The organism is Pseudomonas sp. CCC3.1 (assembly GCF_034347405.1).
Classification (GTDB): Bacteria; Pseudomonadota; Gammaproteobacteria; order Pseudomonadales; family Pseudomonadaceae; genus Aquipseudomonas.
The window spans coordinates 1894782-1916050 of record NZ_CP133778.1 but is presented as its reverse complement, the minus strand read 5'-3'; the positions used below and the strand labels follow the sequence as shown (position 1 = coordinate 1916050).

Sequence of the window (21269 nt, the reverse complement as noted above, 5' to 3'; positions counted from 1 at the left end):
AAGTCAGCGTTAACGGTTGAGCACAGCGCGAGTTTTCAACTCGCATTCAAACAAGAACTCGAAAGCCTCGATCTGACGCAGAGCATCACTCATGCGAGCGCCCCAGGTGTAGAGGCCGTGGCCGCGAATTAAATAACCCGCACAATCGGGGTGCGCATCCAGCCAAGGCTGAACCTTGGCTGCCAGGCGCTCGATGTCCTGGTCATTGTCAAAAATCGGCACACGCACTGTCGACTCGTGGGTCGAGACGCCACTGAAGGCTTTTTGCAATTCGTAATCTTCAAACTCGATGCTCTCGCCCGGCGTCAAACGCGACAGTACCGTGGCATTCACCGAATGGGTGTGCAACACCGCGCCGATCTCCGGGCGCCAGCTGTAAAGCTGTGTGTGCAGCAACGTCTCGGCCGAAGGTTTTTTACCCGGTTCCAGGCTGTTGCCTGACAAATCGGTAGCCAGTACATCATCAAGGCCCAACTGGCCCTTGTGCTTGCCCGAAACTGTCAGCAGCGCTTGGGTGGCTGACAGCCGGGCCGAGTAATTGCTGCTGGTGGCTGGCGACCAGCCACGACCATATAAAAAGCGCCCGGCTTCAATGATTTCCAGGCTCAAGTGTTCACGGGTAAGGCTCATGCCCTGTCCTCTTGCAATCGAGTTGCGATGATAACGGCTGCAGCCAGCGCTGCGAGGCTTGCCATACTAAAGGTGATAGTCGGACCAAGTGTGTTCCAGCTGTAACCGGCATAAAGTGCACCGGCCGCGCCGCCGACTCCTGCCAGGGTGGCATACAGCGCTTGCCCCTGCCCTTGCTGGCCGGGGCCAAAACTACGTTGCACGAAGCTCATGGCAGACGCGTGAAAGCTGCCGAAGGTTGCAGCATGCATCAGTTGCGCCAGCAGCAATACCCACAGGTACTCAGCAAAAGACCCCAGCAATAGCCAGCGCAAGGCGGCCAACGCAAAGCTGGCCATCAATACGCGGCGCACCGAAAACTTCAGCAGAATGCGGCGCATGGCCAAAAACATCAGCACCTCAGCCACCACCCCCAAGGCCCACAGCATGCCGATCACACCTCGGCTGTAACCCAGGCTCTCAAGGTGCAAGGTGATGAAGGTGTAATACGGGCCATGGCTCATTTGCATGAGCGCGACGGTGACATAAAACGCCAGCACACCGGGGCTGAGCAGTTGCTTTATAAAGCCACCCTCGTGGGATTTGCGCCCCAGTCTCGCGGGCTGGGCATTGGGCACCCACAGGCTGCACAACACAATCCCGGCCATGATCACGACCAGCGCCACCGGGTAGATGTCCAGGCTCAGCCACTCAAACAGGCGGCCCAGAATCACCACCGTGATGATGAAGCCGATCGAGCCCCACAAGCGCACCTGGCTGTAACGCTCGGGTTGTTCACGCAGATGGGCAAAGGTGATGACTTCAAACTGCGGCAACACTGCGTGCCAGAAAAACGCATGCAGCGCCATGACCAGCGCCAGCCAGGCGTAGCTCTTGCTGATAAAAATCAGGCTGAAACCGAGCAAGGTGCAGAGCGCGCCCAGCCTCACAATCAGCAGGCGCTTGCCGGTGTAGTCCCCCAGCCAGCCCCACAGGTTGGGGGCCACGCAGCGCATCAGCATCGGGATGGCCACCAACTCGCCAATCCGTGCACTGGAGAAACCGAGATGATGGAAGTACAGCGCCAGAAAAGGCGCTGTAGCACCGAGCAAGGCGAAGTAGAAAAGATAGAACCCCGACAATCGCCAGTAGGGAAGAGGCGCCATCGTTGTCAGACCATAGCGCTCAACAACCCCTGAATCACAATTGCCCCAACACAGGCGTACTCACGCGCACGTCGGCATTTTGTCCGCGATGGCGCAGCAGGTGATCCATCAGCACGATCGCCATCATGGCTTCAGCAATCGGCGTGGCACGAATGCCGACACACGGGTCATGGCGACCTTTGGTGATGACATCCACCGGGTTGCCGTTCACATCAATCGAACGGCCCGGTGTGGTGATGCTCGACGTCGGTTTGAGCGCCAGGTGCGCAACAATCGGCTGCCCCGAAGAAATACCGCCCAGAATGCCGCCCGCGTTATTGCTGAGGAAACCTTCTGGTGTCAGCTCATCACGGTGTTCTGTGCCGCGCTGGGCAACGCTGGCAAAACCGGCGCCGATCTCGATGCCCTTGACCGCGTTGATGCTCATCAGTGCATGCGCCAGTTCGGCGTCCAGACGGTCAAAAATCGGCTCGCCCAGCCCCGGAATCACACCCTCGGCGACGACGGTGATTTTGGCACCGACCGAATCCTGATCGCGGCGCAGTTGATCCATGTAGGCCTCAAGTTCTGGCACCTTGTCTGGGTCCGGGCTGAAAAAGGCGTTTTCTTCGACCGAGTCCCAGGTTTTGAACGGGATTTCAATCGGCCCCAACTGGCTCATGTAGCCACGAATCACAATGCCCTGGGTCGCCAGATACTTTTTGGCGATGGCGCCTGCCGCTACACGCATTGCAGTTTCACGTGCAGAACTGCGCCCGCCTCCGCGATAATCGCGCTCGCCGTATTTATGGTGATAGGTGTAGTCAGCGTGGGCAGGACGGAACAAATCCTTGATGGCCGAGTAGTCCTTGGACTTCTGGTCAGTGTTGCGGATCAGCAAGCCAATGGCACAACCGGTCGTGCGACCTTCAAACACGCCCGACAGGATTTCGACTTCGTCGGCTTCCTGACGCTGCGTGGTGTGGCGGCTCGTGCCCGGTTTGCGGCGGTCCAGGTCACGCTGCAAGTCTTCAAGAGACAGCTCCAGGCCAGGCGGACAGCCATCTACAATGGCGACCAACGCCGGGCCATGGCTTTCGCCAGCGGTGGTGACAGTGAACAGCTTGCCGTAGGTATTGCCGGACATTCAGGGCGCTCCGTGAAAATCAGCCTATAAACTAAGCTTGGATAACTAAGCGCGCCAGTATACGCAGGCTGCCTCTGTAGTTCATCCTCCAACCTTACTCATCCGGTTTTGTGCAACCGGCACTTCAAACAATGATGGCGTAATGATGCTGCGAATACTCCTCCTCGTTCTAACCCTGTTCGGTACTCAGGCCTTTGCGGCCCCACAGTCCAATGTATTGCTGCGCCCCATTGAGCTGGACACCGGCTCGGGCACGCTTTACGGCTCGCTGGTACTGCCCAAGAGTGACAAACCGGTGCCGGTGGTGCTGCTAATTGCAGGCTCCGGGCCAACTGATCGTGATGGCAACAACTCCCAAGGAGGACGCAACGACAGCCTGAAAAAGCTGGCCTGGCGCTTGGCACAAAACAACATTGCCAGCGTACGCTTTGACAAACGCGGCATTGCGCATAGCCTGGCTGCCGCGCCAGACGAACGTACACTGACTCTCGACCAATACGTCGACGACGCCGTGGCATGGGGCAACAAGCTCAAAAGCGACCCGCGCTTCAGCAAAGTGTTTTTGCTGGGCCACAGTGAAGGTGCGCTTGTCGCCACCCTCGCTGCACCGCGCATCAATGCTGCCGGGGTCATCTCCATTGCAGGCACCGGACGCCCGGTCGGCCAAGTACTGCGCGAGCAGTTGCAACGCAACAACCTGCCCCCCGCCTTGCTCAAGCGCAGCTTTGAGCTGATCAGCAGCCTTGAAGCGGGTCAGGCTGATGACAATGTACCTTCTGAGCTTCAGGTGGTATTTCGCCCCAGCGTGCAGCCTTACTTGATCAGTTTGCTGCGTGTTAACCCTGCTGCCGCGTTTAGTGCACTGAAGATGCCCGCCATGATTATTCAGGGCACCCACGACATTCAGGTCGACGTCAAAGATGCGCGCCTGCTCAAGGCGGCCAAACCGGATGCAGCGCTCACCTTGGTACATGGCATGAACCATGTGATGCGCATCGTGCCCATGGACATGAAACGCCAGATATTGTCCTACAACGACCCCAACCAGCGCCTGGCGGGGGAAGTCGGTGATCGAATTGTGCGTTTCATCGCAAAAGTGAACGCCGCTCAACCCTCCAGTCCTACGCATAACGGCCGATAAGTCATTGTCGGCTGCCTTGATTTGGCCGACATATCGGGCTTGCACAGGATTCAGCCGTTATGAGCGACACCCCATCACAACCCGCCGGCTCTGAAGAGCCGGCAACGCCCGAGGCGCTCCCGCGGCCTTGGGCTGACGTGCAACCCGAGCATTTCAGGATGCTGCGGCTGGCCCCTCTGCAAACAGACCGCAGCACCGGCGCGCGCCCCTTGCGCTTTGTGCAATTGGGCTATGCCGAGCGCCATAACAAAGAGCTCAGCTTGCTGCGCCTGAGCATCGAGTTGCCCGGTCAACACGTGCACAAAGAACAGAACCAACTCGATATCTGGCTCGACCATGCTGAAAAACGCGTCAGCATCAATCCCGAGCGCGGCCTATTGGTAGACCCCTTGAATCGTGGCATCGGACGCTTTCTGATGGCTCGAGGCGTGCAATGGGCGCAAAAAAAAGCCTCGCGCTATCGTTTTGAAAGCCTGGACCTGCCCACCAAGGACGCTTTAAGCGAAGACATGCGCTTGCGCCGCGACCATTGCTTGCGCACGCAGGGATTTGACGTGGTCTATGAAGATGCCCTGCATCGCAAGGCGCGCATTGAAGCGGGGGTAATAGGGGATTTGTACACCACCTGGAACAGCGACAAAATCCAGTTCATCGAGATTCTCGACGCCGCTCAGATGCTCCAGCAAGCCGAACAGCACTTGCAGGAGAAAGAACTGAAGCTGCGCGAAAAAGACGAAAAAATCAGCAAGTACCAGCGCGAAGACACGGGTTTGCGCTTCACCATCACCTGCCTCGTCGCTTTCGCGGTGTTTCAGGCAGGGCTGCTGATCTGGATTGCGACCCATCGTTGATCGCATCACCAGCAGCCGCTGCGGGTCACTCAAGGCATGGGGTAATCGAGGCCAAAGCCTCGCGCATATCGTAAGGGTCCCGGCGCACCCTCTTCGCCAGGCGCATAAATGGCTACGGGCAAACGCCCCACAGGTGCCTGGCGCCCCAGCATCACATCCACGGCAACGGGCAGAGATGGCCCACGCAAACCCGCGTCATAACCATGGGACGAATAGGTGGCCAGAGTGGCATCGGCCAGGTCGTCAACGTTCACCACGTCATAGGGCGAACGCAGAGACAGGTGAATGGCCGACTTGTTGCGCGCCTTGGCGTACTCCAGCGCAAAGCGCATCCATTGCAACTTACTGTGCGGCCCCTCGGCCTGTGGATCGCCATTGCGCACAACCGCACTGACCCGAGTTGACGCCGTCCCGAGGATCACCGTGTCTGCCCCATCAAGCGCCTGCTGAAGTTCAGCCCAGGACAAGGCTCCCAGCACTGCGCTGCTCAGCAGCATCACCGGATAACCGTTCTCGACAAAGCGTCGGCGAATGGCCTCTGCCTGCTCGCGCAGAGGCATCAGGATAAAAATGCGCTTGCACTGCCCCTGCAGCGGCAAGATCGCGCATTGATTACGGATCAAGGTGATGGATTTGGCAGTGATGGACTGCTCAATCGCCCGGTGCGCCGGGCTGCCGATCACGCTCAATTCCGGTTGCGGCCGGCCTGAGGGTTGCGCGGTGATGCCGTTGCGCAGCTTTAACAACACGATACGCAACACCGACTCATCCAGTTCCTGGTGATCTATCTCGCCCTCCTCGACGGCCGCCGCCACCCGATCAATCAGTTCCGGCAGCACGTGCCGCTGGCTGGCCGTACGAAATTCAGTAGGCATCAGTGCAATGTCGACATCTGCCTTGAAGGCCTTGATCGTCGCGTCGGCCTGTTCAAAGAACTGGGCAATGGCCTTCATGTCCATGGCATCAGTCACGGTCACGCCCTGAAAACCGAACTCGCCCCGCAGAATGTCGTGCTGGATTTTGCGCGACATGGTCGCCGGCGCAATCATTTGCTCGCCGGAGCGGGTAGACACTGTGGTGCTGTCGAGTGACGGGTATTGAATATGCGCGGTCATGATCATTTCAGGCGCTTCGCCCGCCACAATCGCCTGCTGATAAGGAGCCAAGTCGATTGCGTAGGCGTCTTCACGGCACTTGCTCACCACCGGCAAACCATAGTGCGAGTCGGTCGCGGTGTCGCCATGCCCCGGAAAATGCTTGAACGCCCCGATCACACCCTGGCTGGCCATGCCTTGCAGCGTGCGACGGCCCAAAAGGCTGATGGCCTGTGCATCGTCGCCATAAGCCCGCACGTTGATCACCGGGTTGAGCGGATTGCTGTTGACGTCGACCACCGGGGCAAAATTCAGGTTAAAGCCCAGGGCGGCGATTTCTGCCCCCAGCACCACGCCCTGGTCATAGGCCAATTGGTCATTGCCAGTAGCCTCATAAGCCGCACCCAACGCCATATTGCCGGGGAACACCGTGGATTGGGTACGCGGCAAACGAAAGACCGTTCCGCCCTCTTCATCCACCCCCACCAACAAGCCAAGCTCGCTGGTCAATGGCGGTACTCCGCGCAAATGATCGATCAGCAATCGGGTTTGCTCAAGGGTGCGCAGATTGTCAGAAAACAAAATGACCCCACCAATGGCGTTGTCGCGCAAAGCGTCGCCAATTTCCGTATTGAACTCGGTCATGCCCAACACGCAGAGCGGCTGCTCTTCCGGGCACCAGTAGCGCAACGCGATTATTATTTTCTGGCCGATTTTTTCGCGCAGGGTCATCCCTGCGACGATACGTCGAGCGCGCTCTTCCAGGGTTTCAAGGGGAACGGAACGGGGTAGATCGTTGATATCGTTTTTAGCCATGACGAATACTCGTAACATCGGATTACGGGCATCAAGTCAGGCAGGCACTGGATGAAATGCCTGCCCACCGTGGTTAACTCAACGCCCAACAGATCCCGAATGTATCGAGTTTTGGCTCATCGAAACGTGCAGAGATATTGCAGAATTTGTAGCGCTTAGATTCGCTCAGAAAACAGCGTTTTATGCGTACGACATTGCTCTGCTGTCAGCATAAACACGCCGTGTCCGCCGCGTTCAAACTCAAGCCAGGCAAAGTCAACTTCCGGGTACAACGCTTCAACATGAACCTGGCTGTTGCCCACTTCAACAATCAACAACCCTTTCTCGGTCAGGTGATCTGCGGCTTCTGCCAGCATCCGGCGAACCAGGTTCAAACCATCATCGCCACACGCCAGACCCAACTCTGGTTCGTGCTGATATTCGGCTGGCATATCGGCAAAATCTTCAGCATCGACATACGGCGGGTTGGACACGATCAGGTCGAAACGCTGGCCCGGCAAGCCGTCAAAACCGTCGCCTTGCACCGTGTAAACGCGCTCATCAACACCATGACGCTCGATGTTCTGGTTGGCCACTTCAAGCGCTTCATACGACAGATCGGCCAGTACTACTTCGGCATTCTGGAACTCATACGCGCAGGCAATACCGATGCAACCCGAACCCGTGCACAGGTCGAGAATGCGTGCAGGTTCAGCCGCCAGCCAGGGTTCAAAACGGTTTTCGATCAGTTCACCAATCGGTGAACGCGGAATCAACACGCGCTCATCAACAATAAACGACATGCCACAGAACCAGGCTTCGCCCAACAGATAAGCCGTCGGTACGCGCTCTTCAATCCGACGTTTTAGCAAATGTTGCAGGTTAACCAATTCATCGTCTTCAAGACGGCAATCGAGGTAGCTGTCCGCAATTTCCCAAGGCAGGTTCAATGCCCCCAGCACCAGTTGACGGGCTTCGTCCCAGGCGTTGTCGGTACCATGCCCGAAGAACAGATCTTCCCCATGAAAGTGGCTAACGGCCCAGCGAATATGGTCGCGCAATGTGCGCAGGCGGGAAGTGATCAACGGTCTTACTCCTCAAAATCGACCGGTGATTCTAACAGCCAAATTCTGACGCGGCTAAAGTTGTGCCCGGCGGTCAAAAAAACGCCCTTATCCAGCACGCCTCGTGCACTCCAAAAATCTGAATAACGCTCCGTTTCGTAGGTTTACTCGCTCGACCGATCGTCCTTGACATCGCTGTAGGCCAACAACGGCGTGGCTTACACGACTGGCCATTCACATAAACGCTCTGCCAGTGGAGAATGTCGCAAAAGCCCCACTCAAAGGAGCCCCCGAATGTCCGCTTTAAAGACGATGTTTCAACTCACTGGCCGTGGTTATGCCGCCGCTAATTTGAGCAATGCCAGCCTGCTGATCATCGATGCGCAAAAGGAATACCTGAGCGGCCCGCTGGCCCTGTCCGGTATAGACGCAGCGACCGCCAACATTGCCCTTCTGCTCGAAGCCGCCCGCAAGGCAAAACGCCCGGTGATCCATATTCGCCACCTGGGCACCGTTGGTGGCATGTTCGACCCGCAAGGCCCACGAGGTGAGTTCATCGCAGGGCTTGAGCCAATTGCCGATGAAGTCACCATTGAAAAGCGCATGCCCAATGCCTTCAACGACACCCGCCTGCGAGTTACATTGGAGGCACAGGGTCACCTGGATTTGATCGTCTGCGGCTTCATGAGCCACTCCAGCGTCAGCACCACTGTGCGTGCAGCCAAAGATTACGGCTTCCGCTGCACCCTGGTCGAAGACGCTTGCGCCACCCGGGACCTGCCGACGCCTGACGGCATCATCAAAGCAGCAGATGTGCAAAGAACCGAGATGGCGATCATGAACGACAACTTCGCCACCCTGACCCTGACTAAAAATCTGATTTGATCTGATCCTGTTGCTGACAGGCGGCTTGCTCAAACCGCCTGTCTGGACTCCTTCTTCCCTGCATGTGAAGTTCCGGTTTCAGAGCACTTCAGGAACAACCTCCCAATGTTCCTGTCGAAGGGCCGATACCCTATAAGGAAAGATCGGAATGAAGATCTCCGATGGTTTTGATGCACGACGCTTGCGTCCCAAAGAACACCGAAACTGGCGCGCGCGTTTTGCTCTGGCCTTTGCCGCCCTGCTGACATTGATGGGCGTGTTGTTACTGCTGGCAGGCGCCAGTAGCCTGATTGGCCACCCAAGCACCTTGGGGGAACTCAATAACAGCACCACAGGTGCTGCGCTGGTTCTGGTTATCGGCCTGCTGGTCAGTTGGCTGGGCATATGGCTGTGGCGTCGTTGTCGACGCCGGATGCGCCAGCCGTTTGGCTTGAACATCGCCCCACACCTGATGAAAAAGCGCGACTGAGGCACATCCGCCGCCCGATTGTCGTCGACTTGGGTAAACTGTGCGCCCTTCGCGGAGGCTGACATGCAAGACGACGACTTTTCCCTGTTCAAAAACGAAATTCGCGGCGTTAAGCCGATCAAGCATGATCGCGCTGACACCGGCAAACCCAAAGCGGACCGCGCACAGATGGCCACACTGCGCCAAAACGCTACCGTGCGTAGCAATGCGACGATCATTGACGGTCTGTCAGACCAGTTCGTGATTGATGTCGGCCCCGAAGATCAATTGCATTGGGCCCGCGATGGCGTGCAAGAAAGCCAGATGCGCAAGCTCAAGCTGGGGCAGATCGGTTTCGAGGGCAGCCTGGACTTGCACGGCATGACCGTCGAAAAGGCCCGAGAAACCCTGTGGGAGTTCCTCAGCGAAGCCACCCGCCTTGAAGTGCGCTGCGTGCGCGTCACCCACGGCAAGGCTGTGCGGCTGGACGGCAAGCGCCCCATGATCAAAAGCCACGTCAACACCTGGTTGCGCCAACATTCACAGGTGCTGGGGTTCTGCTCGTGCCAAGCCAAACATGGGGGTGCTGGCGCCGTTTACGTGATGCTTAAACGCACCATGATGGAAGGCCGCGACGAGTAACCGCGCATCGCCCCACTTGCAGCGCCGTGCCAGCCCCCGTACCCTTGCTCTTTGCGAAAAATCCCACAGGTAGATTAATGTCCCTGGAACAAAACTATACGGCGATCCTCGGCCAACTCGGTGAAGACGTTTCCCGTGAAGGCCTGCTGGACACGCCAAAGCGTGCCGCCAAAGCCATGCAGTACCTTTGCCGCGGTTATGAGCAGACCCTCGAAGAAGTCACCAACGGTGCCTTGTTCAGCTCTGACAACAGCGAAATGGTGCTGGTCAAGGACATCGAGCTGTACTCGTTGTGCGAACACCACCTGCTGCCGTTTATCGGCAAGGCGCACGTTGCCTACATTCCAAGCGGCAAAGTGTTGGGCTTGTCAAAAGTCGCACGCATTGTCGACATGTACGCCCGCCGCCTGCAGATTCAGGAAAACCTGAGCCGCCAGATCGCCGACGCCGTGATGCAAGTGACCGGTGCTTTGGGCGTTGCAGTGGTGATTGAAGCCAAACACATGTGCATGATGATGCGCGGTGTCGAGAAGCAAAACTCGTCGATGATCACTTCAGTGATGCTGGGCGAATTCCGTGAAAACGCGGCAACGCGCAGCGAGTTTCTCAGCCTGATCAAGTAATACAGGCACAAAAAAACCGGCGTTCATCGTAATGCCAGTCAGTTAACGCATCTCCCCTGTGGGAGTTGGCTTGCCAGCGATGGCCTCGACGCGGTTAAACAGAAAAACCGCGTCGTCTGCATCGCTGGCAAGCCAGGCTCCCACAGGTTAAACAGCGTTCGCTTAACTGACTGGCATTACGCGTTCATCGCCGGTTTTTTTTCGCCTGGCAATTTCAGGTAAGCTGCGCCCCTTCTTTACTTGCCCATGAGGCTTTTACCGTGGTTATCAAAGCGCTTCGCATCGGCCTGGGTCAGTTGATCATCGCGGGCGACTTCATTACTCGCCCCAGCAAAAAACAGCGCCCTGCTGCTGCCCAGGCACAGGTTGATCAGGCGGCTAAAAACCTGACCCTGTACCAGTTCCATGCGTGCCCGTTCTGCGTCAAAACCCGCCGCAACCTGCGCCGTCTGAACGTTCCGGTGGCCCTGCGTGACGCCAAGAACAACGAACAGGACCGCCAGACATTGCTGGAACAAGGCGGCAAGATCAAAGTCCCTTGCCTGCGCATTGAAGAAGACGGCAAGACCACCTGGATGTACGACTCCAAGGTGATCATTGATTACTTGAACCAGCGATTTGCCAACGTTTAAGCCCACATAGTCCTGTAGTCGCTGACAAGGAACGCAGGCTGCGATCAGCTGCGCAGCAGTCACACCTAAGTCAGCGACAGCATCCCGACATACCGCGGACGGCTCGCCACCCGTTCCAGCCAAGCCTGAATCCCCGGATAACCACTCAGATCAAAACCGCCTTGATGCGCCACGTGGGTGTAGGCATACAGCGTCACATCGGCAATCGAGAAGTGCTCACCCACCAAATACGGGGTTCGCAGAAGCTGCTGCTCCATCACGTCCAGCGCCTTGTAACCACGCTTTTGCAACTTGCGGTATTCCTCAAGACGCTCCTCAGGCAACCCTAGATAGAACTGGATAAACCGCGCCACCGCGATATAAGGCTCATGGCTGTATTGCTCAAAAAACTGCCATTGCAGCACTTGGGTGCGCAGGCGCGGCTCCGTCGGCAGGTATTCGCTGCTGTCCGCCAGGTAGTTGAGAATCGCGTTGGACTCCCACAAGCACGTGCCATCTTCCAGCTCCAGAACCGGCACTTTGCCGTTCGGATTTTTCGCGAGGAATTCCGGGGTTTCGGTCTCACCCTTCAAAATGTCCACCGACTGCCACTGATACTCAAGCCCGAGCAAATGCAGCATCAGCTTGATTTTGTAGCAATTTCCCGAGTTGTAATCGCCGTAAACCTTGAGCATCGCGCCCCCCTTAAGCAGCCTGTGCGGCTTGTGCTTGACGAATAACAGTAGCCAGACGTTTCAGACCTTCATGCAGACGCTCTGGATCGATGTGGCTGAAGTTCAGACGCAGACTACCCAGGTTCTGGTCCGGGTTGGCGAAGAACGGTTCGCCCGGCATGAACGCGACGTTTTGCGCCAGCGCAGGCTTGAGCAAGGTACGGGTATCCAGCGGCTGTTTAAGTGTCAGCCAGAAAAACAGCCCGCCCTGCGGGACGTTCCAGTCAGCCAAGTCAGAAAAGTGCTCTTCCAGCGCCAACTGGAAACCATCCCGGCGCGCACGGTAGAAATCACGCAACTCGGCCAGGTGGCGGGACATTTTTTCAGTGCCAATCCACTGCAACGCCTGCCACTGCCCCACGCGATTGGTGTGCAAGTCTGCCGATTGCTTTAGACGCAACAAGTGCGGGAACAAGTCCGGGCTGGCAATCAGAAAGCCAACACGCAGGCCCGGCAACAGGGTCTTGGACACGGTGCCGGTGTAAATCCAACTGGCTTTTTTCAGGCTGCTGACGATCGGCGTCGCGCTGGCGCCATCGAAGTTCAGTTCGCGGTACGGCTCGTCTTCAATCAGGGTCACGCCGAACTCGTCCAGCAACGCGGCCACAGCATCCCGCTTGGTTTCGCTGTAACGCACGCCAGACGGGTTCTGGAACGTAGGGATCAGGTAGATAAATGCCGGACGGTGCTTTTCCAGCTGTACGCGCAGCGCGGCCAAATCCGGGCCATCAGCCTGCAACGGGAAGGTCAGGCACTGCGCGCCAAACAGCTGGAAAATCTGCAACGCCGCCAGGTAGGTCGGCGCTTCGAGCATGATTTCTGTGCCTTTGTCGATGTACAGCTTGGCCGCCAGGTCGAGCGCCTGCTGCGAACCGCTGAGCACCATTACCTGGCTCGCGTCGCAGTTCACACCCAGCGCACGGGCCTCTGCGGCCAGTACTTCACGCAGGGCCGGCTCGCCTTCGCTCATGCCGTATTGGCCCATCGAGACCGGCATGTCGGTCCAGTCGACTTTGGGCAGCATGGCTTCAGCCGGTAGACCGCCTGCAAAAGACATGACTTCCGGACGCTGGGCCGCTGCCAGAATTTCACGAATCAAAGAACTTTTAAGGCGGGAAACACGTTCGGAGAAGGCCATACAGATCACCGGTAGCAGAAGTCATTGGAAATAAGTCAAACTGGTTGACCGAAATTACGCCGCGAAGCCTAGATACGTCAATATGCTTGACCTTAAAAATCCAACCACCCAGCGCGCCGCCATGCAGGCCTTCTTCTTTGGCTACCAAGCGTTTACCGCCAAAGCAGATGAGATGCTGGCCCGCCGCGGTCTGAGCCGGGTGCATCAGCGCATCGTTTTTTTTATCGCCCACTACCCCGGAGTCAGCGTGACAGAATTGCTGACGCTGCTCGGCGTGAGCAAGCAGGCGCTCAACACGCCGTTGCGCCAATTGATCGAAATGAACCTGGTGCTCAGCGTGGCGCCCGAAACCGATAAACGTAAACGCCTGCTGGAGTTAACTGCCGACGGCGTTCGTTTTGAAGCCAGCCTGCGCCGCGAGCAGGTCAAGCTGTTGCAACGGGTGTTCGCTCAAGCAGGCGAAGAAGCCGTCAACGGCTGGCTGGCGATTAATCAGGCGCTAGGGCAAAGCCGCTGAAACTTAAAACAATACTTGCTTTATTTGTATACAAACGCATAAATCAGCAGACCCCGGCACTGTATCGGGAGGCGCGTGTACATGGAGGAAGTGATGAGTCTCGAAACCTGGCTGCTGTTCAGCAGCGCGGCATTGGTAGTGATCCTGATACCCGGACCACTGTCGTTATTGATGATCAGCAACAGCCTGAACTACGGCCTGCGCCGTTCTTACCCGGCTTTTTTGGGCGGTGTCATTGCCTCGATTTGCTTGCTCAGCGCCTCCGCACTGGGCTTGGGCGCGTTGCTGCTGGCATCGGAGCAGTTGTTCAGCGCCCTGAAAATCGTCGGTGCGCTGTACCTGTTCTACCTGGCGTGGCAAAGCTGGAAGCAATCGCGCCAGCCGGCAACGGCAGCAAAAGTGCCCGAAGCCGCACCAAAACCGCGCTTCAGCGCCCTGTTTGGGCGCGCTTTTGTGCTCGGCGCCAGCAACCCGAAAGACATTTTGTTCTTCGCCGCGTTCTTGCCGCAGTTTCTTAACCCCGACCAACCCTTCCTGGGGCAACTGCTGGTGATGATCGCCACCTGGACCGTGCTCGACCTGCTGTGCAAGCTGGCCTACGGTCTTGGCGCGCACGGCGCAGCGAATTACCTGCGCAGTGGCAAGGGCCAGAGCTGGTTCAACCGAATCAGCGCCGGTCTGTTTGGCGTGGCAGGCACCGCCTCGTTGTTGAGCCGCTAAATAGCCTCAACCCCGTAGGAGCGAGCTTGCCTCGCGATCTTTTAAAGATCAAAAGATCGCGAGGCAAGCTCGCTCCTACGGGGTTTTACTCAAACGCCAGGCAAAAAAAGCCCGCAGTGTGAGCGGGCGAAAATCTACCACGGTGCGCAGTGCTTAAACCCTAACTTCCACGATACGTCGAATAGCTGTACGGCGAGATCAGCAGCGGCACATGGTAGTGATCCTGCTCGGCACTGATCCCGAAACGCAGCACCACCACGTCCAGAAACGCCGGCTCCGGCAGCTTCACACCCCGCGCGCGATAGTAATCACCCGCCTCGAATTGCAACTGGTAAACCCCGGAACGGTAGTCATCACCCTGCAACAGCGGCGCGTCGCAGCGACCATCGCTGTTAGTCAACGCACTCCCTACCAGCGTCAGTTGTGAACCCTCTACCCGATACAACTCGACCTTGATCGAGCTTCCAGGGCAGCCGTGTGCGGCATCTAAAACGTGCGTAGTCAAACGTCCCATTGGTTCTGCGACCTCCCCGACCTCGGTGAATAAATACGGCCGCTGTGCTCTTTTGGCGCGCCAAAAGTCACAGCGAAGCGAAGATTAAGACACTTATCACAAAAATTGTACACAATTAAAAACGCAATTTTACCCAGCCCACGAACCACGTGGCCTAGACAACATTCCCCCTGAAAGCCACAGCTTTTCTAGACTTTATGTTCAGAAGCTGACTAATCAGGCAAGTTTCTTGCAGGTACCTTTTCAGCACAAGGCATGATAAAAATGCACAAATTCAGGGTTACAAAGACATTATAAAGTTGTATACAATCAGGCCATCGCAGTGACGCCAGGTGTGGCCAGTCGACTGTTAACACCCACAATAAGGAAGACTGTAGTGAGCGCTGACTACCCACGCGACCTGATTGGTTACGGTCCCAACCCTCCTCATCCGCATTGGCCGGACAACGCCCGCATCGCTCTGTCTTTCGTACTCAATTACGAAGAAGGCGGTGAGCGCAACATCCTCCATGGCGACAAAGAATCTGAATCCTTCCTGTCGGAAATGGTGTCGGCGCAGCCGCTGCAAGGTGAGCGCAACATGAGCATGGAGTCTCTCTATGAATACGGTAGCCGCGCTGGCGTGTGGCGCGTGCTCAAGTTGTTCCAGGAATTCGACATCCCGCTCACGGTGTTTGCCGTGGCCATGGCTGCGCAACGCCATCCCGATGTGATCCGCGCCATGGTCGCCGCCGGGCATGAGATTTGCAGCCACGGCTATCGCTGGATTGACTACCAGTACATGGACGAGGCGCTGGAGCGTGAGCACATGCTCGAAGCCATCCGCATCCTCACCGACATCAGCGGCGAACGGCCGCTGGGCTGGTACACCGGCCGCACCGGCCCCAATACCCGGCGGCTGGTGATGGAAGAAGGCGGCTTTTTGTATGACAGCGACACCTATGACGACGACCTGCCCTACTGGGAACCGAATAACCCGACAGGCAAGCCGCATCTGGTGATTCCTTACACCCTGGACACCAATGACATGCGCTTCAGCCAAGTGCAGGGTTTTAACACCGGCGAGCAGTTTTTCCAGTACCTCAAGGACGCTTTCGATGTGCTGTACGCCGAAGGCGCAGAGTCGCCGAAAATGCTATCCATCGGCCTGCATTGCCGCCTCATTGGCCGCCCTGCGCGTCTCGCCGCCCTCAAGCGCTTCATTGAATACGCCAAGGGTCACGAGCAGGTGTGGTTCACCCGCCGCGTGGACATCGCCCGTCACTGGCACGCCACCCACCCTTTTGTTGCAGAGACCGACCAATGAGCGCCTTCAAGACCCTCAAGCCTTCAGCCATGAGCCGTGAAGCGTTTGTCGAAGCTTTTGCCGATATTTACGAACACTCGCCCTGGGTCGCCGAAAAGGCTTACGACCTGGGCCTGGATGCCAGCGTCGATCAGATCGAAACCTTGCACCAGCGCATGAGTGACATTTTATTGAGCGCCGATCACAACAGCCAACTGGGGCTGATCAACGCTCACCCGGACCTGGCGGGCAAAGCTGCCGTACAGGGCCACCTGACCGAAGCCAGCACCCATGAACAAGCTGGCGCCGGTATTCACCACTGCACGGAAGAAGAGTTTCAGCGCTTCACCGAGCTGAATGAGGCCTACAAAGCCACGTTCAAGTTTCCCTTCATCATGGCGGTAAAAGGCAGCGACCGGCACCAGATCCTTGCCGCGTTCGAGACTCGTATCCACAACCCGGCAGACGTCGAGTTCAAATGCGCGTTGGCAGAAATCAACAAAATAGCCCTGTTCCGATTACTCCAGCTCTAAGCCGAGCCGGCACCTGCCGGTGACGCATCTCCAGCCACTTATTTAAAGGCAGACCAGAAGAATGAAAGCTTACGCCGTACCTTTCGAGAAGTTCGTCAACTTGGCCGACGCCCGTCTTGGCACCAAAATTATTTCGGTGACCGATGACTGGTTCGCAGACGCCAACCGCCTGTTCCAGCCGACCCCGGCCGTATGGAAGGAGGGCGTTTTCGATGACAACGGCAAGTGGATGGACGGCTGGGAGTCGCGCCGCAAGCGCTTTGAAGGCTATGACAGTGCTGTCATCCGCCTCGGCGTTCCGGGCTCAATCAAGGGCGTCGACATCGACACTTCATTCTTCACCGGCAACTTTCCGCCGTCTGCCTCGCTTGAAGCCTGCTTTTTGGCTGAAGGTGAACCCAACGAGAAAACTCAGTGGGTTGAGGTGCTGTCCGCCGTCGAGTTGCAAGGTAACAGCCATCACTACCACGAGATCAGCAATGATCAGGCGTTCAGCCACCTGCGTTTCAACATCTACCCGGACGGCGGCGTAGCACGTCTGCGCGTGTACGGCGTGCCGTTCCGTGACTGGTCGGCCGTGGGCGACAACGAACAGGTCGATCTGGCAGCCGCTCTGAATGGTGGCCGTGCCCTCGCCTGCTCCGACGAACACTTCGGGCGCATGAGCAACATCCTCAACCCGGGCCGTGGCATCAACATGGGCGATGGCTGGGAAACAGCACGTCGTCGTACACCCGGCAACGATTGGGTCATCGTCGCGCTGGGGCATGCTGGCGAGATTGAACAGATCATCGTCGACACCCTGCACTTCAAGGGCAACTACCCGGACAGCTGCTCGATTCAAGGCGCGTTCGTCAAAGGCGGCACCGACAGCCAGATCGAAACCCAGAGCCTGTTCTGGCGTGAATTGCTGCCGAGCCAAAAACTTGAAATGCACGCCGAGCACAGCTTCAGCGAGCAGATCAAAGCCCTTGGCCCGATCACCCACATTCGTCTCAACCTGTTCCCGGACGGCGGTGTAAGCCGCCTGCGTGTACTGGGCAAGGTCGCTAAATAAGGGGAAAACCCATCGCGGGCAAGCCCGGCTCCCACAGGGAATCATTGCAATGTGGGAGCGGGCTTGCCCGCGATAGCAATACAACAAACACCACAGAATTCAGATAAGAAGACCACCATGCGCACATTGCAGATTGAACCGCTGACCAAAGAAGCCTTCGCCCCGTTCGGTGACGTGATTGAAACCGATGGCAGCGACCACTTCATGATCAATAACGGTTCAACCATGCGTTTTCATCGTCTGGCCGAGGTCGAAACGGCGACGCCAGAAGACAAAGCGATCATCAGCATTTTCCGCGCCGATGCGCAGGACATGCCCTTGACCGTGTGCATGCTGGAGCGCCATCCGCTGGGCAGCCAGGCTTTTATCCCGCTGCTCGGCAACCCCTTTCTGATCGTGGTCGCGCCCGTTGGCGATGAACCTGTATCAGGCTTGGTCCGCGCCTTTGTCAGTAATGGCAGGCAGGGCATTAATTACCATCGCGGCGTCTGGCACCACCCGGTGCTGACGATCGAAAAGCGGGATGACTTCCTGGTGGTTGATCGCAGTGGTGCAGGCAATAACTGCGATGAGCATTTCTTTAAAGAGGATGAGCAATTGATCCTAGGGTCTGTTGACGTTTCATTGCGAGCCGCGTCGCTGGGTCAAATTTAGCCAGGCAAGGCGCAGGACGAAGGGAATGGTTGTTCCCTTCACAAGTCCTGCAACGCAGCCTGGCTAAATTTGACACGCGACCCCAAGGGACGAAAGCCCACGTGGCGCAGGGCGGCGTTGCTCGAAGCTTATTGGGAACAACCAAACTACGCTTCTCGCGCCTTGCCCTGCACCACGTGGACTTACGTCGCGGCCGCAATGAAACATCAACAGACCCTAGCCCCCACCAATAAGAGAAGGTCTGCTCATTCACTCAAGAGTGACAGGCGAGAGGTAAAGACTGTGGAAGCACATCTGATGGAATGGCTGAATCTGAGCGTGCGCTGGATTCATATGATTACCGGTGTGGCCTGGATTGGCGCGTCGTTTTATTTTGTCTGGCTTGAGAACAACCTCAATCGGGCCAACCCCAAAGACGGTTTGGCCGGCGATTTATGGGCCATTCACGGGGGAGGTATTTACCACCTCGAAAAATACAAGCTGGCCCCACCGACCATGCCGGACAACCTGCACTGGTTCAAATGGGAAGCCTATTTCACCTGGATGTCAGGCATCGCCCTGCTGTGCCTGGTGTTTTACTTCAACCCGGCGCTGTATCTGATTGCTCCAGGCTCTACCCTGAGCGGCCCTGAAGCCGTCGCCATCGGCATTGGTTCGTTGATTGCCGGCTGGTTTGTTTACGACTTTCTGTGCGACTCCGCCTTGGGCAAACGCCCGGCGCTGCTCGGTTTCATCCTGTTTGTGCTGCTGGTCGCCGCCGCCTTCGGCCTGAGCAAAGTGTTCAGTGGCCGCGGTGCGTATCTGCATGTCGGGGCCATTATCGGCACCATCATGGTCGGTAACGTATTCCGTATCATCATGCCCGCCCAGCGCGCATTGGTGGCCGCCATCAAAGAAGGCCGCTCGCCCGATCCGGCATTGCCAGCCAAAGGCCTGCTGCGCTCGCGTCACAACAACTACTTCACCTTGCCCGTGCTGTTCATCATGATCAGCAACCACTTCCCGAGCACCTACGGCAGCCAATACAACTGGCTGATCCTGGCCGGAATTGCGGTGCTGGCGGTCTTGGTTCGCCACTACTTCAACACCCGCCATGACAGCCATAAATATGCCTGGACCCTACCGGTCGCGGCATTGGGCATGGTCTGTCTGGCGTATGTCACCGGACCAAAACCCGTGTCCACGGCACCTGAAACGGCCAAGGTCATCAAGTACCAACCGCTTCCGGAAACCGCACTGGGCGGTGTGAAGGCCGCCGATGCCCCAGCTCCGGCTCCGGCTCCGGCTCCAGCAACGCCTGTGGCCAGTGTTGATTTCGAAAAAGTCCATGTCGTGATCCAGGAACGCTGCACCGTCTGCCATTCCGCTACACCGAGCAGCCCGCTGTTCAGCGCGGCCCCGGCCGGCGTGATGTTCGACACCGAGCAGCAAATCCAGCTGATGGCCCCGCGGATTCAGGCCCAGGCCGTCGCCAGCCAGATCATGCCGCTGGGCAATATCACCCAAATGACCCAACAAGAACGCGACCTGATTGGCGCATGGATCAACGCAGGAGCCCAAACCAACTGATACGAACGCGGTGTGGCCGCGCCGTGGGCGGCCACACAACCACACCATTAGCTCACAACAATAAAAAAGACCGAGGTGTTGCATGTCCGATTTAACCGAACCGCGCATACCCGCCGTGACCGCACCACCGCCCATCCAGCGGCTGCCGTTGATGCAATTGATTCTGGTTGGTTTACAGCATGTCTTGCTGATGTACGGCGGCGCTGTTGCCGTACCGCTGATCATTGGACAAGCCGCCGGTCTGAGTCGTGAGGAGATCGCGTTTCTGATCAACGCCGACCTGTTGGTGGCGGGGATCGCAACCATCGTCCAATCCATGGGTATCGGTCCCATGGGCATTCGCATGCCGGTCATGATGGGTGCCAGTTTTGCCGCCGTGGGCAGCATGGTGGCGATGGCTGGCATGCCCGGCATCGGCATGACCGGCATTTTCGGCGCCACCATTGCCGCCGGTTTCTTCGGGATGATCATCGCGCCCTTCATGTCCAAGGTCGTGCGCTTTTTCCCGCCTCTGGTCACCGGCACGGTGATTACCTCCATCGGCCTGTCGCTGTTTCCAGTCGCGGTGAACTGGGCAGGCGGCGGTAGCGCAGCTGAGCAGTTTGGCTCACCGATTTACCTGTTTATTGCGGCCTTGGTGCTGGCCACCATTTTGCTGATCAATCGCTTCATGCGCGGTTTCTGGGTCAACATTTCCGTGCTGATCGGCATGGCGCTCGGTTATGTCTTGTCTGGCGCCATTGGCATGGTCAACCTTCAGGGCATTGGCCTGGCGCCGTGGTTTCAGATCGTCACACCGCTGCACTTCGGCATGCCTGAATTTCACCTCGCGCCCATCCTCTCGATGTGCCTGGTGGTGGTGATCATTTTTGTCGAGTCCACCGGGATGTTCCTGGCGCTGGGCAAAATCACCGGCCAGGAAGTCACCCCGCGCATGCTGCGTCGCGGCTTGCTGTGCGATGCCGGGGCGTCGTTTGTGGCGGGTTTTTTCAACACCTTCACCCACTCCTCATTTGCTCAGAACATCGGCCTGGTGCAAATGACCGGCGTGCGTTGCCGTTCCGTGACCATCATGGCCGGAGCCTTCCTGATCACGCTCAGCCTGCTGCCTAAAGCGGCGTACTTGGTGGCTTCGATTCCGCCCGCCGTACTGGGTGGTGCGGCGATTGCCATGTTCGGCATGGTCGCGGCCACGGGGATCAAAATCCTCCAGGAGGCCGACATTGCCGACCGCCGCAACCAACTGCTGGTGGCCGTGAGCATCGGCATGGGCCTGATCCCGGTGGTGCGCCCAGAGTTCTTCGCACACCTGCCCTTGTGGATGGGCCCGATCACCCACAGCGGGATTGCCATGGCAGCCGTCAGCGCCGTGTCACTGAACCTGCTGTTCAACGTACTGGGTGGCGCCGAGCGCGCCGCTATGAGCGGTCACGTGCATCAGCACTGATCCTCCCGTGGGAGCGGGCTTGCCCGCTCCCACAGGTCAGGTATTC

The 21269-nt window shown here is 57.7% G+C and carries 23 protein-coding genes; 15 read left to right on the top strand and 8 right to left on the bottom strand.

Going from position 1 to position 21269, the window contains the following annotated elements; genetic code table 11:
• Window positions 1-9: 9 nt before the first annotated feature.
• The 3 genes from RHM56_RS08695 to aroC are packed head-to-tail and all read right to left on the bottom strand — an operon-like array spanning window position 10 to window position 2901.
• Window positions 10-630 (bottom strand): methylthioribulose 1-phosphate dehydratase, encoded by a 621-nt coding sequence (locus RHM56_RS08695; protein ID WP_322240520.1) that lies wholly within the window; start codon window positions 628-630, stop codon window positions 10-12.
• A complete protein-coding gene (locus tag RHM56_RS08690; protein ID WP_322240518.1) occupies window positions 627-1775 on the bottom strand; it encodes an MFS transporter in 1149 nt (382 codons plus the stop codon). The genes RHM56_RS08695 and RHM56_RS08690 overlap by 4 nt, the downstream gene beginning before the upstream one ends.
• Window positions 1776-1809: 34 nt before the next feature.
• Entirely contained in the window at window positions 1810-2901 is a 1092-nt protein-coding gene (gene aroC, locus RHM56_RS08685) for a chorismate synthase (RefSeq protein WP_322240516.1), read from the bottom strand.
• A 142-nt stretch (window positions 2902-3043) separates the two neighbouring features.
• Between aroC and RHM56_RS08680 the strand changes: the two genes are divergently transcribed.
• The gene (locus RHM56_RS08680; RefSeq protein WP_322240515.1) at window positions 3044-4042 is read left to right on the top strand and encodes an alpha/beta hydrolase; all 999 of its coding nucleotides are present in this window, start codon (window positions 3044-3046) and stop codon (window positions 4040-4042) included.
• A gap of 59 nt (window positions 4043-4101) precedes the next feature.
• On the top strand, window positions 4102-4893 hold the full coding sequence (locus tag RHM56_RS08675) for a hypothetical protein (protein ID WP_322240513.1): 792 nt from the start codon (window positions 4102-4104) through the stop codon (window positions 4891-4893).
• A gap of 29 nt (window positions 4894-4922) precedes the next feature.
• Here RHM56_RS08675 and RHM56_RS08670 read toward each other — a convergent pair whose 3' ends face one another.
• Together RHM56_RS08670 and prmB are read right to left on the bottom strand one after the other, a co-directional pair.
• Window positions 4923-6803, bottom strand: a complete 1881-nt coding sequence (locus RHM56_RS08670; RefSeq protein ID WP_322240511.1) for a glycoside hydrolase family 3 protein — start codon at window positions 6801-6803, stop codon at window positions 4923-4925.
• A 155-nt stretch (window positions 6804-6958) separates the two neighbouring features.
• Window positions 6959-7867, bottom strand: coding sequence for a 50S ribosomal protein L3 N(5)-glutamine methyltransferase (gene prmB / locus RHM56_RS08665; protein ID WP_322240509.1), 909 nt, complete (start codon window positions 7865-7867; stop codon window positions 6959-6961).
• 273 nt (window positions 7868-8140) lie between these two features.
• Between prmB and RHM56_RS08660 the strand changes: the two genes are divergently transcribed.
• The 5 genes from RHM56_RS08660 to RHM56_RS08640 all read left to right on the top strand — a co-directional run bounded on the left by RHM56_RS08660 (window position 8141) and on the right by RHM56_RS08640 (window position 11076).
• Window positions 8141-8731 (top strand): cysteine hydrolase family protein, encoded by a 591-nt coding sequence (locus RHM56_RS08660; protein WP_322240507.1) that lies wholly within the window; start codon window positions 8141-8143, stop codon window positions 8729-8731.
• A gap of 148 nt (window positions 8732-8879) precedes the next feature.
• Window positions 8880-9200, top strand: coding sequence for a hypothetical protein (locus tag RHM56_RS08655; protein WP_322240505.1), 321 nt, complete (start codon window positions 8880-8882; stop codon window positions 9198-9200).
• Between the two features lie 63 nt (window positions 9201-9263).
• Complete coding sequence (locus RHM56_RS08650; RefSeq protein WP_322240503.1) at window positions 9264-9821, top strand: Smr/MutS family protein; 558 nt, start codon at window positions 9264-9266, stop codon at window positions 9819-9821.
• 77 nt (window positions 9822-9898) lie between these two features.
• A complete protein-coding gene (folE, locus tag RHM56_RS08645; RefSeq protein ID WP_003442011.1) occupies window positions 9899-10444 on the top strand; it encodes a GTP cyclohydrolase I FolE in 546 nt (181 codons plus the stop codon).
• Window positions 10445-10704: 260 nt separating this feature from the next.
• A complete protein-coding gene (locus RHM56_RS08640; protein ID WP_322240501.1) occupies window positions 10705-11076 on the top strand; it encodes a glutathione S-transferase N-terminal domain-containing protein in 372 nt (123 codons plus the stop codon).
• Between the two features lie 65 nt (window positions 11077-11141).
• On the opposite strand, the gene RHM56_RS08635 is transcribed toward RHM56_RS08640, so the two are convergent.
• Both RHM56_RS08635 and RHM56_RS08630 read right to left on the bottom strand, forming a co-directional pair.
• Window positions 11142-11750: a glutathione S-transferase family protein gene (locus tag RHM56_RS08635; RefSeq protein WP_322240499.1), complete on the bottom strand. Its 609-nt coding sequence runs from the start codon at window positions 11748-11750 to the stop codon at window positions 11142-11144.
• A 10-nt stretch (window positions 11751-11760) separates the two neighbouring features.
• Window positions 11761-12927, bottom strand: a complete 1167-nt coding sequence (locus RHM56_RS08630) for a PLP-dependent aminotransferase family protein (protein WP_322240497.1) — start codon at window positions 12925-12927, stop codon at window positions 11761-11763.
• 82 nt (window positions 12928-13009) lie between these two features.
• Here RHM56_RS08630 and RHM56_RS08625 point away from each other — a divergent pair, with 82 nt between their 5' ends.
• Entirely contained in the window at window positions 13010-13444 is a 435-nt protein-coding gene (locus RHM56_RS08625; RefSeq protein WP_322240495.1) for a MarR family winged helix-turn-helix transcriptional regulator, read from the top strand.
• Window positions 13445-13537: 93 nt separating this feature from the next.
• Window positions 13538-14164 (top strand): LysE family translocator, encoded by a 627-nt coding sequence (locus RHM56_RS08620; protein WP_322240493.1) that lies wholly within the window; start codon window positions 13538-13540, stop codon window positions 14162-14164.
• A 160-nt stretch (window positions 14165-14324) separates the two neighbouring features.
• Here RHM56_RS08620 and uraH read toward each other — a convergent pair whose 3' ends face one another.
• Window positions 14325-14678, bottom strand: a complete 354-nt coding sequence (gene uraH / locus RHM56_RS08615; protein ID WP_322240491.1) for a hydroxyisourate hydrolase — start codon at window positions 14676-14678, stop codon at window positions 14325-14327.
• A 376-nt stretch (window positions 14679-15054) separates the two neighbouring features.
• On the opposite strand from uraH, the gene puuE reads away from it, so the two are divergent.
• The 6 genes from puuE (at window position 15055) to RHM56_RS08585 (ending at window position 21223) form a co-directional block, all read left to right on the top strand.
• The gene (puuE, locus tag RHM56_RS08610) at window positions 15055-15984 is read left to right on the top strand and encodes an allantoinase PuuE (protein ID WP_322240489.1); all 930 of its coding nucleotides are present in this window, start codon (window positions 15055-15057) and stop codon (window positions 15982-15984) included.
• Window positions 15981-16496, top strand: a complete 516-nt coding sequence (gene uraD, locus RHM56_RS08605; RefSeq protein ID WP_322240486.1) for a 2-oxo-4-hydroxy-4-carboxy-5-ureidoimidazoline decarboxylase — start codon at window positions 15981-15983, stop codon at window positions 16494-16496. The genes puuE and uraD overlap by 4 nt, the downstream gene beginning before the upstream one ends.
• Before the next feature lie 61 nt (window positions 16497-16557).
• Window positions 16558-17553, top strand: coding sequence for an allantoicase (gene alc / locus RHM56_RS08600; protein WP_322240483.1), 996 nt, complete (start codon window positions 16558-16560; stop codon window positions 17551-17553).
• Window positions 17554-17670: 117 nt separating this feature from the next.
• A complete protein-coding gene (locus tag RHM56_RS08595; protein ID WP_322240481.1) occupies window positions 17671-18207 on the top strand; it encodes an ureidoglycolate lyase in 537 nt (178 codons plus the stop codon).
• A 282-nt stretch (window positions 18208-18489) separates the two neighbouring features.
• Window positions 18490-19776, top strand: a complete 1287-nt coding sequence (locus RHM56_RS08590; protein WP_322240478.1) for a urate hydroxylase PuuD — start codon at window positions 18490-18492, stop codon at window positions 19774-19776.
• Window positions 19777-19858: 82 nt separating this feature from the next.
• The gene (locus RHM56_RS08585) at window positions 19859-21223 is read left to right on the top strand and encodes a nucleobase:cation symporter-2 family protein (RefSeq protein ID WP_322240475.1); all 1365 of its coding nucleotides are present in this window, start codon (window positions 19859-19861) and stop codon (window positions 21221-21223) included.
• Window positions 21224-21269 lie beyond the last annotated feature (46 nt).

Bases quoted from the DNA above. Each gene is read 5' to 3' on its own strand.
- RHM56_RS08695 (WP_322240520.1), bottom strand. From the start codon at position 630: ATGAGCCTTACCCGTGAACACTTGAGCCTGGAAATCATTGAAGCCGGG.
- RHM56_RS08690 (WP_322240518.1), bottom strand. From the start codon at position 1,775: ATGGCGCCTCTTCCCTACTGGCGATTGTCGGGGTTCTATCTTTTCTAC.
- aroC (WP_322240516.1), bottom strand. From the start codon at position 2,901: ATGTCCGGCAATACCTACGGCAAGCTGTTCACTGTCACCACCGCTGGC.
- RHM56_RS08680 (WP_322240515.1), top strand. From the start codon at position 3,044: ATGATGCTGCGAATACTCCTCCTCGTTCTAACCCTGTTCGGTACTCAG.
- RHM56_RS08675 (WP_322240513.1), top strand. From the start codon at position 4,102: ATGAGCGACACCCCATCACAACCCGCCGGCTCTGAAGAGCCGGCAACG.
- RHM56_RS08670 (WP_322240511.1), bottom strand. From the start codon at position 6,803: ATGGCTAAAAACGATATCAACGATCTACCCCGTTCCGTTCCCCTTGAA.
- RHM56_RS08660 (WP_322240507.1), top strand. From the start codon at position 8,141: ATGTCCGCTTTAAAGACGATGTTTCAACTCACTGGCCGTGGTTATGCC.
- RHM56_RS08655 (WP_322240505.1), top strand. From the start codon at position 8,880: ATGAAGATCTCCGATGGTTTTGATGCACGACGCTTGCGTCCCAAAGAA.
- RHM56_RS08650 (WP_322240503.1), top strand. From the start codon at position 9,264: ATGCAAGACGACGACTTTTCCCTGTTCAAAAACGAAATTCGCGGCGTT.
- folE (WP_003442011.1), top strand. From the start codon at position 9,899: ATGTCCCTGGAACAAAACTATACGGCGATCCTCGGCCAACTCGGTGAA.
- RHM56_RS08635 (WP_322240499.1), bottom strand. From the start codon at position 11,750: ATGCTCAAGGTTTACGGCGATTACAACTCGGGAAATTGCTACAAAATC.
- RHM56_RS08630 (WP_322240497.1), bottom strand. From the start codon at position 12,927: ATGGCCTTCTCCGAACGTGTTTCCCGCCTTAAAAGTTCTTTGATTCGT.
- RHM56_RS08625 (WP_322240495.1), top strand. From the start codon at position 13,010: ATGCTTGACCTTAAAAATCCAACCACCCAGCGCGCCGCCATGCAGGCC.
- RHM56_RS08620 (WP_322240493.1), top strand. From the start codon at position 13,538: ATGAGTCTCGAAACCTGGCTGCTGTTCAGCAGCGCGGCATTGGTAGTG.
- uraH (WP_322240491.1), bottom strand. From the start codon at position 14,678: ATGGGACGTTTGACTACGCACGTTTTAGATGCCGCACACGGCTGCCCT.
- uraD (WP_322240486.1), top strand. From the start codon at position 15,981: ATGAGCGCCTTCAAGACCCTCAAGCCTTCAGCCATGAGCCGTGAAGCG.
- alc (WP_322240483.1), top strand. From the start codon at position 16,558: ATGAAAGCTTACGCCGTACCTTTCGAGAAGTTCGTCAACTTGGCCGAC.
- RHM56_RS08595 (WP_322240481.1), top strand. From the start codon at position 17,671: ATGCGCACATTGCAGATTGAACCGCTGACCAAAGAAGCCTTCGCCCCG.
- RHM56_RS08585 (WP_322240475.1), top strand. From the start codon at position 19,859: ATGTCCGATTTAACCGAACCGCGCATACCCGCCGTGACCGCACCACCG.